The organism is Streptomyces sp. NPDC002868, assembly GCF_055563295.1.
Genome location: NZ_JBVHDR010000050.1, coordinates 1 through 14,207, shown reverse-complemented (window position 1 = coordinate 14,207; position 14,207 = coordinate 1). Strand labels below are relative to the sequence as shown.

The window sequence follows — 14,207 nt, the reverse complement described above, 5'->3', positions numbered from 1 at the left end:
AAGACCCCAAGCCGTTCATCTGGACCAAGACAGCCGAGGAGATCCTCGACTCCCTCGCCCGTTTCTGCCGACGGATCTCCGCCGCAGGACACTAGCTCTGCGGGACGTCCTTGACGAACACGATGCCGTCGCTGTCCGCCAGGTGTGCCGGGTCAAGCGGGGAGTAGCCGAACCACGGGGATACGCGGGGCGCGGGCCGCGTGTCGCCGAGGGCGGTGGCCAGCCGCGGGGCGTCGATGACGCAGCGGTCCTCCGGGAGCGCGTACAGGAGTCCTTCGACGGTGTCCGGTGGCGGAGTGTCCACTCCTTGATGCCGGATCGTGCCGAGGACCGTGGCCACGAAGGCGTACCCCTCGCCGAGCTGGGCGCTCACCAGCGCACCGGCGCTCCACCACTCCAGCGGCATCCCGCCCATCCGCATCGTGCTCTTCTCCCGCTGGAGATGGGAGTTGTGGGCGTGGATGAGTGCCGGGCCCCGTTCGGCGACGGCGAGGAGGTTGTGGGCCATCATCTGGTCCCGCAGGCCCACCAGCCGGGTCATGCGGGCCGGTGAGGTGTCGGCCATCCAGTGGTGGTAGCGCAGCAGGCCGGTAGCGGTGCGCCCGTACAGGCGCGCCCGGTCCCAGTCGTCCCGCGAGGTCGCCGTGATCAGGTGCGGCGTCTGCGCGTCGAGCAGCGCCACCAGATCGTCGGCGAGCAGCCGCAGCTGACTGGCCTCGGCCGACTGCCCCACGGACTGGGCCGGGTCCATCATCGCGGCGGGATTGGTCCACCGGTCGTCGATGCCGAGCAGGCGGTCGAGTGTTTCCGCGGTGCAGGGGAGCAGGTCCGCGTCCACCCGGGTCGAGAGGTAGCCGTGGAGTGCGGTGAGGGCCTGCCGGGGGCTCGCGGCGCCGGTGATCTCCAGCGGGCCGTCGAAACCGGCGAAGCGGAGCCGCTCGGACGCGGGCCGGCCGTCGTTGTAGGCGCGCATCCAGCGCACGAGCTCGCGGTTGGCCGCGGAGGTGCCCCAGCCGTGGCTGAATCCGTGCTCCATGACCTCGTCGAGAGTGCCCGTGCCCGAGGTGACGTAGTCGTCCACGACCAGGCCCATCATGCAGTCGCTCTCGATCGCGATCGTCCCGTAGCCCTCCTGCTCGACAAGCTGCCGGAAAAGCTCGTTGCGCAGGTCGAGGAGAGTGTCCTCGCCGTGGGTGGGCTCGCCCAGCGCGAGCAGCCGGGGCCGGGCCGGAAGCAGCCTCATGACGGCGGCAGCCTCGACGGCATGGGCGGTGTCCTTGATGTCAGTAGCCATGCCTTCAACGCTATCGTTGAACCTCCGATTGAAACTTCCCCGCGATATCGGCAGGCCCATGGGACGAAACCTTCAAAACAGCGAGCGACTCAGGCCGGTTGATCTGGCGCGCGGGCACGGTCTGTCCACGCAGGCGATCAGGAACTACGAGGAGGCCGGCATCCTTCCGACCGCCGACCGCACACCTCACGGCTACCGCACCTATACCTCGCTTCACGCGGGGGCCCTGCGCGCGTTTCTTGCCCTGGTGCCCGGCCACGGCCACCAGACAGCGACGTCGATCATGCGAGCGGTAAACAAGGGCGCGGCCGAGGAGGCGTTCCGCCTGATCGACGAGAGCCACGCCCAGCTCCTCGACGACCGCCGGACCCTCCAGGCCGTGGAGAGCGCCCTCCGCGACCTGGAGCCCACGGGGGCGTCCGAGCCCGAGCCGACCTCGGTGCCTGGGACCGACGGCACGTTCATCGGGCCGCTGGCAGGGAAGCTCGGGATCCGACCCGCGACGCTGCGCAAATGGGAGCGCGCCGGGCTCGTGCGCCCACGCCGCGACCCGCAGACCGGCTACCGCATCTACGACGAGGCCGACGTGCGGGATGCCCGGCTGGCCCACCAGCTCAGGCGGGGCGGCTACCTGCTGGAGCAGATCGCCCCGCTGATCGCCCAGGTGCGGGCGGCTGGCGGGCTGGAGCCGCTGGAGGCCGCCCTGCGCGACTGGCACGGTCGGCTGTCCGCCCGCGGGCGCGCGATGCTGGCCGGGGCCGCCGAGCTGGAGGCGTACCTCCACGAGCGCAGACCAACTAGGGCCTGACCTGCGCCTTCGAGGTTGAAAGACACCTACTGAGCTTGTTCTTTAACCTCCGTCTGCGTTGTACGGCGCAGACGGAAGGTTCAGACGGCGTCGACGGCTGGCGATCGTTCCTGCGGACGCCCTACATGGCACCATTCTCGATCACGCGGAACGGGAGAGCTGTTCGCGCACCCATGCAGGATCGGGGTTGACGTGCGGCTGGCCTGCCACGACGACAGTCGGCACGGTCTCATTGCCATCGTTAGCTGCCCTCACCGCTGCCGCTCCAGCCGGGTCACGCCAAATGTCGACCCAATGCAACTGGCGGGCGTTACGGCCCAATCGGATGCGCAGTCGGAGGCAGTACTTGCAGCCCGGCCGCCAGAAGACGATTGGCCGGCCGTCGACCGCGCTGCGGCGTTGTGCCTCCAGCGCACTGATCGACCTCGGGAAGGCGAGGGGCGAGTTCACGCTAGCCAACAGCACGAACGCCAGCAGGAGTGCCGCGGCCTCGCCGGGTTCCCCTCTGAAGATCAGCGCAGTCGCGATGACTGAGCCGCTGAGCAGAAGCAGCATCGGCAAGATCCAAGCGCGCGTCATGAAGGCAAAGGCTATCGATGAGTCGAAAAGCGCCTCGAACCAGGCCGCTTACCTAGGCGTTCGCCGGACGCTGGAGGGGCCTTCGTCTGAATCATGTGCTTCGACCAAGGATGTACGTGACCGCGACAAAGACCGTAAGGGTGAGTGTGCTGCCTGATGCTGATGGGGGGATGCGTTCGCGGAGGCGTCACGGCCGCGATCTGGGCCGGCATCGACGCAGGAAAAACCCATCACCACTGCATCGTGATCGACGAGAGCGGCTGACGGCTGCTGTCGCGACGCGTTGCCAACGACGAGCCCGAACTGCTCGAACTCCTCGCCGACGTCCTCGCCCTGGGCGATGAGGCGACCTGGGGCATCGACCTGGCCGACGGCGGAGCCGCCCTGGCCATCGCGATCCTGCTCAACCACGACCAGCCGGTGCATTACATCTCCGGCCGGGCCGTCCACCGCGCCTCCGAGGGCTACCGCGGCGAAGCCAAGACCGATGCCAAAGACGCGGCCGTCATCGCCGACCAGGTCCGCGTCCGGCGCGACCTGCACTCCTTACGCGCCAGCGACGAGACGGTCACCGACCTCAAGATCCTCACCACTACGCATGCCTGACCGCACGGGGTGACGAACTGTTCGAGCTGACCGACGCATTGCTGTGCTCGGACGGGCCGGTGACCTCGGCGGTGGACCTGACGCTGGTGGCGGAGCACCGGCGCGGGCATGGTGCGATGTACGACGGCCTCAACCACGGCCAGGTCGACACCGAGCGGCTGCGGTCGATGCTGGGCGCCACGTCCTGGACCCAGATCCTGGACGCGGTCCGGCTTGGTCCGGCCGACGACGCCACCGCGGTGACCGCCGCCCAGCTCCGCGACTCGTCGAACGGCTCATCGTCATGGGGCAGTGGCAGACGGGGGACCCCGACATCGTCATCGTGGCCGACGCAGGATACGACGTCACTCGCCTGGCCTGGGTCCTGCGGGACCTGCCAGTCGAGCTGGCCGGCCGTGTCCGGGGCGACCGGGTGATGCGGCTGCCGAAACCGCCCCGGCTGCCCGGGACGAACGGTCGGCCGGGGCAGCACGGGCCGGAGTTCCGATTCGCCAAGCCCGAGACCTGGCCCGAGCCAGCGGTGACCACGATCACGACGACGGCGAACTACGGCAAAGCCGTCACGCAGGCGTGGGACCGGGTCCATCCACGGCTGACCCACCGGTCCGCCTGGCTCGACACGAAGGCGAACTCCCCGTCATTGAGGGCACGTTGATCCGGCTGTCAGTCGAGCACCTGTCGAAGGACCGCGAGGCGCCACCGGTGTGGTTGTGGTCCTCGAAGGCCGGCTAACGGCGAGGACGTCGATCGGGTCTGGCAGGCGTTCCTTCGGCGCTTCGACCTGGAGCACACCTTCCGCCTGTTCAAGCAGACCCTCGGCTGGACCAGGCCCCGACCGGTGGACCTGGCTGATCATCGGCGCCCACACCCAACTCCGTCTCGCCCGGCCTCTGGCCGCCGACCTGCGACGGCCCTGGGAGAAACCGGCCCCACCGGGCCGACTCACCCCGGCGCGGGTCCGCCATGCGTGACGGAGTGCCCCCGGCTGGGCGTCTGATGCGCACTGCTGGTCGTCCGTCTTGTTCGCCACAGCCCAGGGTCGGCCATCACCTGATCGCGCACATGGGCGGGTGGGTCATCACCCATGCCACCACCTTGCCAAGAAGCCCCACCAGCGATGCCGGGCCACGTTCGCGGATCCTGGTTCCCTCGCCGCGGATGTCGGCGCTGGAGGGATCGACGACGAAGGGACCGGGTTCGCGTTTCCTTCGCTGCCTCCCGAAGTCCGGTCGGCGGGGCTGATCGGCGGGAAGCGGACGGGCAGGGCGGTCAGAGCCCGGTGGAAGGGGCCCTGCCGCCACTCCAACTCCTCGACAGGAGCTGCCAGTTCAATGTCAGGGAGCCGGTCGAGGAGCTTCTCCAAGGCGACCTCGGCGATCAACCGGGCGGGGGTTTTCGCCGGACAGGTGTGCGGGCCCGCGCTCCATGCGAGGTGCGCGCGGTTGCCGGCCCGGCGGTCGCCGGCGAGGCCGGGGTCGGTGTTCGCGGCAGCCAGGCTGATCAGAATGGGCTCACCCTCGCACACGAGGGTTCCGTCGAGCTCCAGGTCGACGAGTGGATAGTGGATGGCGTAGTTCGCCAACGGCGGGTCCGTCCACAGCACCTCGTCGATGGCGTCCTCGACGGGCATGCTGCCGCCCGCGAGATCACCGGCAAACCGGTCGTCGGACAGCAACAGCCGCAGCCCATTGCAGATCAGGTTCTGCTGGGGCTCGGTGCCGGCTCCCATCAGGAGCACCAGCTGATGCATCATCTCCTCGTCGGTGAGCTGCGCAGGATGGGCCATCAGCCAGGACGTCACGTCCGGCCCCGGGTGTCTGCGCTTGAGTGCGACCAGTTCGGCGACCCCTTCGGTCAGCAACGCGTTCGCCTTCTCAGAGTCGGCGTTGGCGTCGAAGATCCCGGACATGCCCTCCATCAGCTTGTCCCCGGTGTCGGGCGGGCAGCCGAACAGTTGGTTGAAGACCAGCAGTGGCAGGACTGCACCGTACTCGTTGAGCAGATCCGCGCGCCCCCTGGGCCCGATTCGATCGATGAGGGTGTCGGCGCTGTGCTCGACGTAGCCCCTGAGCGCGTTGGGGTCGAGGCGGCCGAGGCTGTTGGTGATGGCCCCGCGCAGCCGGCTGTGCTCCTCCCCGTCGGTCCACAGGGCGTTCGGCCGGTACATCATCATCGGCACGACCGGGCTGTCCGCCGGTACCGTCCCGTCGGCGAGAGCCTGCCATCGGCGTGGGTCCTTGGAGAAGCGCTCCGGACTGCGCAGCACCTCCAGAGCGGCCTCATAGCCGGTGACCAGCCAGGCGCGTACACCGGGTGATATCTCCACGGGCGCGACGGAACCGTAGGCGCGCAGCCGGGTGTACGAGGCCATGGGGTCGGCGGCGAACCCTGGGCCGTACAGCCGCTCGGCCGTACGCGCCCCGGAGTGCGCGGGGCAGCCGGGAGGAGGTACCGCGTCGCGCGTGGGCCGGGGTGTCGTCATCGTTGCTCCTGAGGGGTGCGGGTCTGGAGGTACTCGATGAGGGAGATCAATGCACTGGCGGAAGACGTGGCTTCCCGTGCGTCGCAGGTGACCAAGGGGGTTTCCGGGAGCAGGTCGAGAGCCTCGCGGATCTCCGCCTCGGGGAAGACCGGCGCGCCGTCGAACTGGTTGACGGCGACCGCGTACGGCATGCCGTGCTCTTCCAGCAGACCCATGATGTCGAAGGACTGGTCGAGCCTTCGCGTGTCCGTCAGCACCAGTGCGCCGAGCGCTCCGACAAGCATGTCCTTCCACAGCTGGGTGAAGCGCTTCTGGCCGGGGGCACCGAAGAGGTACAGCACCAGGGACTCACTGAGCGTGAGGCGGCCGAAGTCCATGGCCACGGTCGTCGTGGTCTTGTCGGGGATCCCCGCAAGGTCGTCGACGAGTTCACCGGCTTGCGTCATCGATTCTTCGGTGCGCAGCGGCCGGATCTCGGAGAGAGTGCCAACGAACGTGGTCTTGCCGACGGCGAAGTGGCCGACAACGAGGATCTTGACCGCAGTCGTGACCGTGTCCGCGACGTAGACCGGGTCAGAAACGGGAGCGGAGCCCATCCAGAACCTCCTGCAGGAGTTGGGCGTCGGGCAGTTGTGCCTTGGGGACGGGAGGCCGGACGGTGATATGGCCGCTGTCGATGAGGTCGCTGAGCAGAACCTTGGTGACGCTCATCGCGAGAGAGAGGTGTCCGGCCACTTCGGCGACCGACAGCGCTCCTCCCCGGCACAGTTCCGTGACGCGCCGCTTCTCGGGGCTCAGGCCGTTCACGGGACGGTTGTTCACAGCCGTCACCAGCGTCACCAGGTCCAGTGTGTTGCGCGTCGGATGGGCACGGCCGTCCGTGACGACGTACGGCCGTACGAGTCCTCTGTCACGCCGGGAGCGTGGCGGGGTCATGCCGTACCGGAGTCGTCTGACCCGCGGGGTACGGAGTTCCGCCGCGGCGGACTGGTCAGCTCCTTGCCCAGCCGGTCGACCAGCTTGTGCATGCTGTAGGTGACGGCTTCCATGTCGACGTCCTGGCCGGCGGAGACCGCAAGATAGGCTCCCGCGCCGGCGGCCACCAGGAAGACATACCCGTCGACGAACTCGACCAGCGTCTGCTGCCACGGCGAGGTCTCCTGTCCGCAGAACTCGGCGGTGCTACGGCTGATCGACTGCAGTCCGGACAACGCCGCTGCCTGCCGTTCGGCCTCGTCGCGCTCGATGCCCTGGGAGTGGGCGCGGAGCATGCCGTCCGCGGAGAGCAGGATCGCGTGGCGGGCTTCCGGTACCTTCAGGCCCTCGTCGAGCATCCATCCGAGTTCGTTGGTCATATGGCCGGTCATTCCTGAGTGTTCCCTTCGCTGTCGGGGGAGGCGTCGCGGCCGGAGCGGGTGCCGCGGGCGAACGCGCTCATGCGGGAGGCGGACTCGGCGGCGGGGCGGACGAGCGCGGGATCGGAGAGCGCCGGGGCCGTCGGCTCGCCGGCCGCCGTGTGCTGCGGCGTGTGTCGTCGCCGCTTGGGCAGGCCTCCCTCGGTGGACGATGGTGCTGTCTCCACTTGGGGCAAGGGGGAGGATTCGGCGGAGGGTTGGGGGTGGCCAGGTGCCTCGGCGGAACCCGGTTGCGCTGCCGCGGCCCCTACGGCTTCGGCCTCGGGCGCCGCCGCGGAGGCCGACTTGGCGGCGGGCAGCGTCTGGGCTCCCTGCAAGGGGATCGGCGGGCCCATGAAACGCACCCGGTTGAGGAGCGCGTTGGGGAGAAAGAGCACGGCCCGCACGCCTCCGTACGGGGACTGGGAGTCGACAGAGACGCTGAATCCGTACCGGGCAGCGAGTACGCCGATGACGGCGAAGCCGAACTGCGGCGAGTCACCGAGCCGGTTGATGTCGATGTCCTCCCGGCCGGACAGGCGCCGCGCGGCTTCCTCGGTCTCGCGCGCCTCCATTCCGACGCCTGCGTCGTCTACGACGATGCTGACGCCGTTGTGGGCGGGCCGGATGCCGACTTCGACAGTGGTGTTGGGCCGGGAGTGCCGCGCCGCGTTGTCCAGCAGCTCGGCAACCGCGAGGACTACCGGCTCGACGGCTCGGCTCACCACGTCCATGTCGACCTGGGAGTGCAACTTGACGCGTCGGTAGTCCCGGATCCTCGACGTCGCACCGCGTACGACGTCGAGCAGCGGTGACGCGGCCCGCTGCCGTCCGGGCCACGAGCCGCAGAGCACGGCGATGGCCTGTGCCCGCCGGCCGAACTGCGAGTTGGCGTGGTCGATCTCCAGGAGGTTCTGGAGCACATCCGGGTCGTCGTGCCGGTCCTGCATGTCCGAGATCGACAGCTGCTGCTCATTGGCCAGGGCTTGCAGGGCGCGCATCGCCGCCTTCAGTGTTGCCTTCGCCGACTTGTCCGCCCGGGACTGCGCGACCTCGGCGGCCCCGGTGAACTGCTCGACGATCTTCTGCAGGCTCTTGCCGTACGGTGTTCCGGCGAGCTCGGCGTCGAGCGGTCCGGGCACGGGTGCGGTACCCCGGGATGCCTCGACCAGAGCAGGGAGCCGAACCTCGGCGAGGTGCCGGGCCTCCTCCTCACGGGCGAGCAGGTCAGCCTCGAGGCTCGTCTGTCGACGGCGCAGGGTGGCGGTGATCCGGTGCTCGCGTACCAGCAGCAACAGTCCGGCGAGAGTGACCGCGGCAAGGCACCAGAACACCGCCTCCGGTATGTGTTGTGTCATCAGGTCCTCATAAAGGGGGATGGCGGCACGCCCGGAGGAGGCGGGACAGGCAGAAACCGGCTCTGAGGACCCATCGGATTTCGATCGGCCGGGCCGGACGCGGAACCGTGGCCTTGGTGATGCCAGGGATCACCCATGTCCATCAGGGGCGCTGGAGTGCCTGATCATCCTCGGTCCGAGGGGAGGCTTCAAGCGCGTCACGGGAACAAATGGAGTTCAACAAGCGCTACCTCCTGGTAGCTATCCGTTACGTCCGGTATGACGGCAACTTGGGCGGCTCCGCAGCAAGTCCGAGCCCCCATTATGTTTTTCGCGGTCCTGCAATAGGGCCGCTGGCACTCGGCGTCAGCCGGGCGGGACAGCACTTCCTCCGCCCGGGGCGCCGGCAGCACGGCACCGCCTTCCGAGTACTGGCACCTCCAGCCGCTCTCACCGACGAGATCGAGGACCGCCTGCCAGTCCTCCATCGTGGTATCCGGGACACGCACCTCTGGCAGCGAACCCATCAGATCAGGGTCGAAGAAGTACGCGACGTCATCCCACAACAGCTCAGACACTCCGCCATGCTGCCCGGGCGTCCCCTCCCAACGCAGCCCGCTTTCCTTGACGAACCACATAGGGGCACCCCCCGGGCCCGGTCCCGAGGGCTCATGCAAGCCGATCGAGCCCCAGGGCGGGGACTGGACGGCCACCCCCCACTGAAAGCCCGGCGACACCCACAGCGCGTCGCTGACCACGAAGTACACGTGGGATGCGTCCGCAGCCGACATGACGTACTGGTACAAGCCGGACGTCAAGGTCGAAGGCCAGGTCCACACTCCCGGCAGCGTGCAGAGAGTCGACTACCAGTGGTCCAAAGGCTACTGGCAGGAGACCAAGGATCTGGACCAGATCCGCTGCTACACCTTCAAGCTGAAGTGGGGATCCATCGGCTGCGTCTTCACCAACTCCGCGCCGACGTACATCTTCAACGCGAAGAAGTTCCCACAGGCCGCTGCGCACGCGTGGCTGATCCAGAAGATGTCGGCAAACCACCCCGGCTCCGAGGTGCGTAACAAGCCGCTGTACTACATGGGAGACAAAAACCAGAACACCACGAACCGAGGTCGCATCTGCCCCGACAACTGGGCCAAGGCAAACCATGACCCGTCCGCCCTGGTCGATGCGACCGACAAGCCGAACTGCGACGAGTTCGCGTTCGCATCCAGCTACAACAGCGGCGGCATGGCCAAGAGCGAAGGCGGCCTGAACCCGGCCGTTGCCATCCCGGGCGGCAGCGCCACCGACACCCCGGACGGGAAGAACTGCGTGCAGACCTTCGCCAAGAAGCAGGGCTCGTACGTGCACCTGTACAACATCGAAGGCACCAAGCCGTCGTTCTACGTCGATGACCAGACGGGCCAACCGCAGTACATGGAAGTGTGCGGGCGCTCGGCGATCTCCGGTATCCACAACCAGCAGTCCATGGGTGGCAGGTTCTCGACCTTCCTGAAGGACATGCGGATCATGGATAAGGACGCCTACTGGCTCGACACCCGCATGACCGAGAGCTGCGTCTACGACGACGCGCTCGGCCGCCCGATCGAACCCGTCATCTGCAAGATGATCGCGAAGTAGCGGCTGAACCGGCAGGGGCGCCCACCGTGAGCGCCCCTGCCGGGCACCAACTCAAAACAGCGAAGGGAAAACGGCCAGGGGAAGATCGCCGGCCTCCACGCTGGCGCGGTCGATCGTGATGCCGCAGTAGTTGCCGACAGCGGCGAACACCGCCGGCTGCAGCTCGTGCAGGTGCTCCTCGAAATACCGCGACTCTTCCTCGGTGCTGCTTGCCGTACCCGCATAGAACGAGGGGAACACGGCTCCTGCCGCGTGCAGTGCGGCATCGAGCCCAGAGGAGCGCTCGGTCTCGCCCTTGAACTCCGCTTCCCACGTCTGTCCGTCGCCCGGCGCGTGCAGGATCAAAGGCGGCGCGTCGTGCCTGTTCTGCGTCAGGCAGATGATCTCCTCACGCACGAGCGGCGCCATCGCCGCCACCGTGCGGTATCCCGCCCACCACGTGGCGAAGCCCATGAAGTCGTCCTCCAGGATGTACAGCCAGTCCCCGCACGTGCCGTACATCGCATGGCTGACGTTCAGGCCGGGAGGCGCGGCAAGCTCATACCGCTCCTTGTACAGGTCGTGGCACTGGAGCTGTTCGCTGTCCGCGCCGAGGCGGACCAGGAAGTCTTCTGCCTCTACGCCCCGGGCGACCGTGAGCGAGATACCTCCGAGCATCCCAGTCGCCAATCGCTTTTCCTCATGGGCATGCTCGCCGATCCACCGCAAACCATCAGTCACATCGGTCATCCCGCCAACCTAACGGGCAGACAGAAAGGACCACTGTGAGGAGCATCACGCTCACCGTCGCCACGGTCACGATCGTCACCGCCATCGCCATCACGGCCGCAGCAGCAGCTTGAAAGCCCGCAGGTTGACGGTTGGAGCTGTCGTCGGCGGGGAGCCCGTCGGGCTGGCGCCCCAGGGTGCGGGAGGCGTTGTCCGAATCCGAGCCGGACGTGGGAATCGGCGGTGCACACGCACCTGTCCTACAACAAGATCAGGTACTCGATCGCTACCAGGGGGCACGATGAGACGTTCCGCACCGCCGATCGCCGCGCTGCTGCTACTCGCGGCGGTCGGTTGCGACTTACAAACCGATGCCAAGGAGCCCGGCTCCTCTTCCCCCAGCCCTACCGACCAGGCCAAGCCGCTGAACGCCGAACAAGCGCGCCAGGTCGTCAAGAACCTGAACCGGCGCATGGACGTGGACAGTCAGGACGCCACGTTCTGGCGGGAAGTCGCCGAGGGGCCCTGGCTGGACCAGCGACTGGCCACCGTGGACACTGCCGCCAAGTACGGCACCAAAACACCGCCAGAACCGACCAACTCGCCCAAGACCGCGCCGGACATCCACGCCTGGACCACCCCCGAGCCAGACGGCACCGACGCTTCCGTCCACCTCAAGGCCGGCACCCTGCTGCAGACCCTGGCGAAGCTGCCCTGCCTCGAGCATTCGAACGAGGCCTTCGCCTGGCACTCGGCCGAGGCCTACCTCGCCCTGAACGGCCACCGGCTCGACTACCCGCCCAAGGCTGCCGTCGCGCTCGTGCGCGACGCCGCCGCAGGAGCCCTCGGCGTGGCCCGTATCGCCCGCCAGCTCCGCGACTGGACCATCAACTGAACCACCCCCCGAACCACCGCATCAGGGGCGTTGCGCGTTCTGCAACCGCTCGACCTGCCGGTTGACCAGATCGGCGGGAAAGGACGCCCTGCCGCCGATATTCAGCCTTCGTGTTCGGCACCTCGGCGGTGAGGTCGCGGCCGATCAGGTCGGATGCCTCCGCGGCAGCTGGGTCCGCGATGGTGGTGCGGTGCCTGCGACGCAGCCGCAGACCCGCCAGGACGAGAAGACCGCGCAGCAGCAGGCACGTCAGCAGGAAGAGGCGCTCTGGCAGCCGAAGCCCAGCGTGAGCAGGCCGGGACGCGGCTTCACGAGACGGAGCAACGGACGGCAGACCTGAGAAAGCGCTGAACGCGGCACAGGAGGCAGAGCTCGCAGCCCGCAGCGCCTGAGTACTTAGAAGTGAGTTGAGTACGAGCACGGATGGGGACTGCCCTGACCTGACGGAAGAGTGAAGATCACGCAAGGGGCGCTGCCCCCCGTATGGACCTGTACTCAACCCTTATCTGAGGTAAGTCATGCGAAAGTTAGGAACAACTGCCGCAGCGCTCGTGGTGGCGGGTGCCGGCCTGGTCGGCGCGGCCGGAATGGCCAGCGCCGCGACCGGTCAAGTGGACAAGGCCGCCTCGGCCAAAGCTTGTTCGACCCCCTGGGGCAGCGGCACCAAGTCGGCCACGGACTCGGACTCCAAGCCGCTGAAGAACATCACGACCAGCCAAAACCCGTGCTACGACCGCATGGTCTTCGACGTCAGAGACGTAAGTGGCAAGATCGGCTACCACGTTGGTTACGTGAAGAAGTTCCATCAGGACGGTTCCGGCGAGCAGATCCCGGTTAAGGGCGGCGGCATCCTGCAGATCTTCGTGTCCGCGCCGAGCTACGACCCGGCGACGAACAAGCCGACGTACACCGGGAAGGCTGGGAAGCCGCTGCCAGGCGTGAAGATCACCGGATACAAGACATTTACGGACACCAAGTTCGGGGCGAGCTTCGAAGGGCAGACCCAGATCGGTCTGGGTGTACGCACCAAACTTCCGTTCCGAGTGCACCAGTCCGGCGACAAGCTGATCGTGGACGTCGCACACACCTGGTGACCCCATGCAACGCTTAACCCATGACCGGGCCGTGTGATCGATCCGGTGGAACTCATCGGCCACAGCGCACATCAGCGTGTGTGACCGACCCGTGCAACTCCCCCGAACGGATCGGTCACACCGGTCTGGGGGCGGTCAGCCTGCGAGGATGGTGCCGAGCTGCCCCTGCCGCCGTACGGGAGCGGTCAGGGGTGGTCGGGCCTGTTCCGCCATCTCCAGCGCCAGAGCCCGTCCGCCCGGTGGTCGTGCTCGAAGCCGGGCCGAGCGGTCCCACGCGTTCGTACGCCTCCTCGGTCCGCGGATCGTCCCGCTGGGCGAGTCCGTAGGCACCCTCCAGGCGTAGCTGTTGGTCGTCCTCGTCGAGCAGTGCCGCGAACGCGTCTGTGACGGCGGGCGTATGGTCGCGGGATGCGGACAGGGCAGCCGCGGCGGAGGCACGTACGGCGGTGTCCGGGTCCCGGATCAGGGCGAGCAGCGCCTGCCTGGTCTCGGGAGTGAGGTCGCGTCCCATGCCAGCCGCGGTCGAGGTACGTCCGCTCCTCGGGGACGTCGAGGCCCAGCAGGATCTCCCGCTGGACCGTGAGGTTTTGAGCGTCGGTGGAGCAGCGGGCGTAGCCGTGAGGAGTCCCGTCACAGCCTTCGACGACTGCTCCTTCAACCTGCCGCGCCAGACCGGTCCAAGGGGTGCGAGTGCCTGCATGATCCCGGCCGCGGAGAACAGCGCCCAAGGCGGATTGAATACACAGTTCTACCGGAGCCAACGCGTCCTGGAAGGCGATCGCTTCCGCGTCGTCGTCACCCCCTGACGCACCAATAGCGAGTGGTTTGTAAGCGAGAGCCCCACCACCGCCTACTCGCCGATCCCAGTACCAGCACGGCGTCCGGGGCGGGTAGATTCATCTCCCGCCCGCCCCGGACAGCCTTGCACGGGCCGCTCGCCAAGCCTCGAGCGCGCGGCCGCCCACCCCGCACCCCCGATCTGAGCGGTGATCACATGACGAGTCCCTGGGCCACCGTCCGCGTGGATGACCTTTCGTTCGGCGTTCTCGACAACGGGGACATCCCCATCGAGACAGCAGACTGGTCCAACGGCCTCGTCGCCGTCATGACCCACGGCGCGGTAATCAGCACCGGCATCCACACCGGCTACGTTCGCGTGCGCGTCGACCTGACCACTTCAGCACCACACGAAGACGACAGCTCCTGGGAGGAAGTCGTCGAGGCCAGCGTGCACGCTCCTCACGGCCACCTGCGCGTCGACTCCTTCGAACAAGGAACCGTCACCACCCTTCCCCTTCTCAGCGCAGCCGGACCGGGCTGGTACCGGCTGCGCGTCCACGCCCGCGGCCGCCAGACCAACCCCGACAGCGTC

Annotated in this window: 14 protein-coding genes and 5 pseudogenes; 9 read left to right on the top strand and 10 right to left on the bottom strand. The window is 67.8% G+C overall.

From position 1 onward, the window contains the following. Window positions 1-91: 91 nt before the first annotated feature. The gene (locus ACZ3H8_RS39855) at window positions 92-1,294 is read right to left on the bottom strand and encodes an erythromycin esterase family protein (protein ID WP_467410119.1); all 1,203 of its coding nucleotides are present in this window, start codon (window positions 1,292-1,294) and stop codon (window positions 92-94) included. A 58-nt stretch (window positions 1,295-1,352) separates the two neighbouring features. Here ACZ3H8_RS39855 and ACZ3H8_RS39850 point away from each other — a divergent pair, with 58 nt between their 5' ends. Continuing rightward, on the top strand, window positions 1,353-2,102 hold the full coding sequence (locus ACZ3H8_RS39850) for a TioE family transcriptional regulator (RefSeq protein WP_467410118.1): 750 nt from the start codon (window positions 1,353-1,355) through the stop codon (window positions 2,100-2,102). Window positions 2,103-2,243: 141 nt separating this feature from the next. On the opposite strand, the gene ACZ3H8_RS39845 is transcribed toward ACZ3H8_RS39850, so the two are convergent. Continuing rightward, the gene (locus tag ACZ3H8_RS39845) at window positions 2,244-2,681 is read right to left on the bottom strand and encodes a glutaredoxin domain-containing protein (protein WP_467410116.1); all 438 of its coding nucleotides are present in this window, start codon (window positions 2,679-2,681) and stop codon (window positions 2,244-2,246) included. A gap of 162 nt (window positions 2,682-2,843) precedes the next feature. Here ACZ3H8_RS39845 and ACZ3H8_RS39840 point away from each other — a divergent pair. Both ACZ3H8_RS39840 and ACZ3H8_RS39835 read left to right on the top strand, forming a co-directional pair. Then, window positions 2,844-3,275 (top strand): annotated as a pseudogene (locus ACZ3H8_RS39840) (IS110 family transposase); the annotation flags it as partial. Then, a pseudogene (locus ACZ3H8_RS39835) lies at window positions 3,275-4,249 on the top strand (transposase); the annotation flags it as partial. The pseudogenes ACZ3H8_RS39840 and ACZ3H8_RS39835, both read left to right, overlap by 1 nt. A gap of 116 nt (window positions 4,250-4,365) precedes the next feature. On the opposite strand, the gene ACZ3H8_RS39830 reads toward ACZ3H8_RS39835, so the two are convergent. From ACZ3H8_RS39830 to ACZ3H8_RS39805, 6 genes and pseudogenes are all read right to left on the bottom strand, one after another. After that, window positions 4,366-5,769 carry a cytochrome P450 gene (locus tag ACZ3H8_RS39830; protein WP_467410114.1) on the bottom strand — a complete coding sequence of 468 codons (1,404 nt, stop codon included), beginning with the start codon at window positions 5,767-5,769 and terminating at the stop codon, window positions 4,366-4,368. Beyond that, window positions 5,766-6,365, bottom strand: coding sequence for a GTP-binding protein (locus tag ACZ3H8_RS39825; RefSeq protein ID WP_467410112.1), 600 nt, complete (start codon window positions 6,363-6,365; stop codon window positions 5,766-5,768). The genes ACZ3H8_RS39830 and ACZ3H8_RS39825 overlap by 4 nt, the downstream gene beginning before the upstream one ends. Beyond that, window positions 6,343-6,705, bottom strand: a complete 363-nt coding sequence (locus tag ACZ3H8_RS39820) for a DUF742 domain-containing protein (RefSeq protein ID WP_432984052.1) — start codon at window positions 6,703-6,705, stop codon at window positions 6,343-6,345. The genes ACZ3H8_RS39825 and ACZ3H8_RS39820 overlap by 23 nt, the downstream gene beginning before the upstream one ends. Next, window positions 6,702-7,136, bottom strand: coding sequence for a roadblock/LC7 domain-containing protein (locus tag ACZ3H8_RS39815; protein ID WP_398993176.1), 435 nt, complete (start codon window positions 7,134-7,136; stop codon window positions 6,702-6,704). Before ACZ3H8_RS39815 ends, ACZ3H8_RS39820 begins: the two co-directional genes overlap by 4 nt. Beyond that, on the bottom strand, window positions 7,133-8,521 hold the full coding sequence (locus tag ACZ3H8_RS39810; RefSeq protein ID WP_467410110.1) for an ATP-binding protein: 1,389 nt from the start codon (window positions 8,519-8,521) through the stop codon (window positions 7,133-7,135). The genes ACZ3H8_RS39815 and ACZ3H8_RS39810 overlap by 4 nt, the downstream gene beginning before the upstream one ends. A 335-nt stretch (window positions 8,522-8,856) precedes the next feature. Continuing rightward, window positions 8,857-9,078, bottom strand: a pseudogene (locus ACZ3H8_RS39805) (hypothetical protein); the annotation flags it as partial. 211 nt (window positions 9,079-9,289) lie between these two features. Here ACZ3H8_RS39805 and ACZ3H8_RS39800 point away from each other — a divergent pair. Continuing rightward, window positions 9,290-10,138 carry a hypothetical protein gene (locus tag ACZ3H8_RS39800; protein WP_467410108.1) on the top strand — a complete coding sequence of 283 codons (849 nt, stop codon included), beginning with the start codon at window positions 9,290-9,292 and terminating at the stop codon, window positions 10,136-10,138. Window positions 10,139-10,189: 51 nt separating this feature from the next. Here the strand turns inward: ACZ3H8_RS39800 and ACZ3H8_RS39795 are convergent, their stop codons facing one another. Next, window positions 10,190-10,867, bottom strand: coding sequence for a hypothetical protein (locus ACZ3H8_RS39795; RefSeq protein WP_467410107.1), 678 nt, complete (start codon window positions 10,865-10,867; stop codon window positions 10,190-10,192). Window positions 10,868-11,510: 643 nt separating this feature from the next. Between ACZ3H8_RS39795 and ACZ3H8_RS39790 the strand changes: the two are divergent. From ACZ3H8_RS39790 to ACZ3H8_RS39780, 3 genes and pseudogenes are all read left to right on the top strand, one after another. Continuing rightward, window positions 11,511-11,741, top strand: a pseudogene (locus tag ACZ3H8_RS39790) (fic family toxin-antitoxin system, toxin component); the annotation flags it as partial. A 190-nt stretch (window positions 11,742-11,931) separates the two neighbouring features. Beyond that, window positions 11,932-12,081: a hypothetical protein gene (locus ACZ3H8_RS39785; RefSeq protein WP_467410105.1), complete on the top strand. Its 150-nt coding sequence runs from the start codon at window positions 11,932-11,934 to the stop codon at window positions 12,079-12,081. Window positions 12,082-12,259: 178 nt separating this feature from the next. After that, entirely contained in the window at window positions 12,260-12,835 is a 576-nt protein-coding gene (locus ACZ3H8_RS39780) for an AMIN-like domain-containing (lipo)protein (protein WP_467410104.1), read from the top strand. A gap of 115 nt (window positions 12,836-12,950) precedes the next feature. Here ACZ3H8_RS39780 and ACZ3H8_RS39775 read toward each other — a convergent pair whose 3' ends face one another. After that, window positions 12,951-13,346, bottom strand: coding sequence for a HEAT repeat domain-containing protein (locus tag ACZ3H8_RS39775; RefSeq protein ID WP_467410103.1), 396 nt, complete (start codon window positions 13,344-13,346; stop codon window positions 12,951-12,953). Here ACZ3H8_RS39775 and ACZ3H8_RS39770 point away from each other — a divergent pair. Both ACZ3H8_RS39770 and ACZ3H8_RS39765 read left to right on the top strand, forming a co-directional pair. After that, on the top strand, window positions 13,345-13,641 hold the full coding sequence (locus tag ACZ3H8_RS39770) for a hypothetical protein (RefSeq protein ID WP_467410101.1): 297 nt from the start codon (window positions 13,345-13,347) through the stop codon (window positions 13,639-13,641). The two genes, ACZ3H8_RS39775 and ACZ3H8_RS39770, sit on opposite strands and share 2 nt — an antisense overlap. Before the next feature lie 188 nt (window positions 13,642-13,829). Further along, window positions 13,830-14,207, top strand: a pseudogene (locus ACZ3H8_RS39765) (hypothetical protein); the annotation flags it as partial.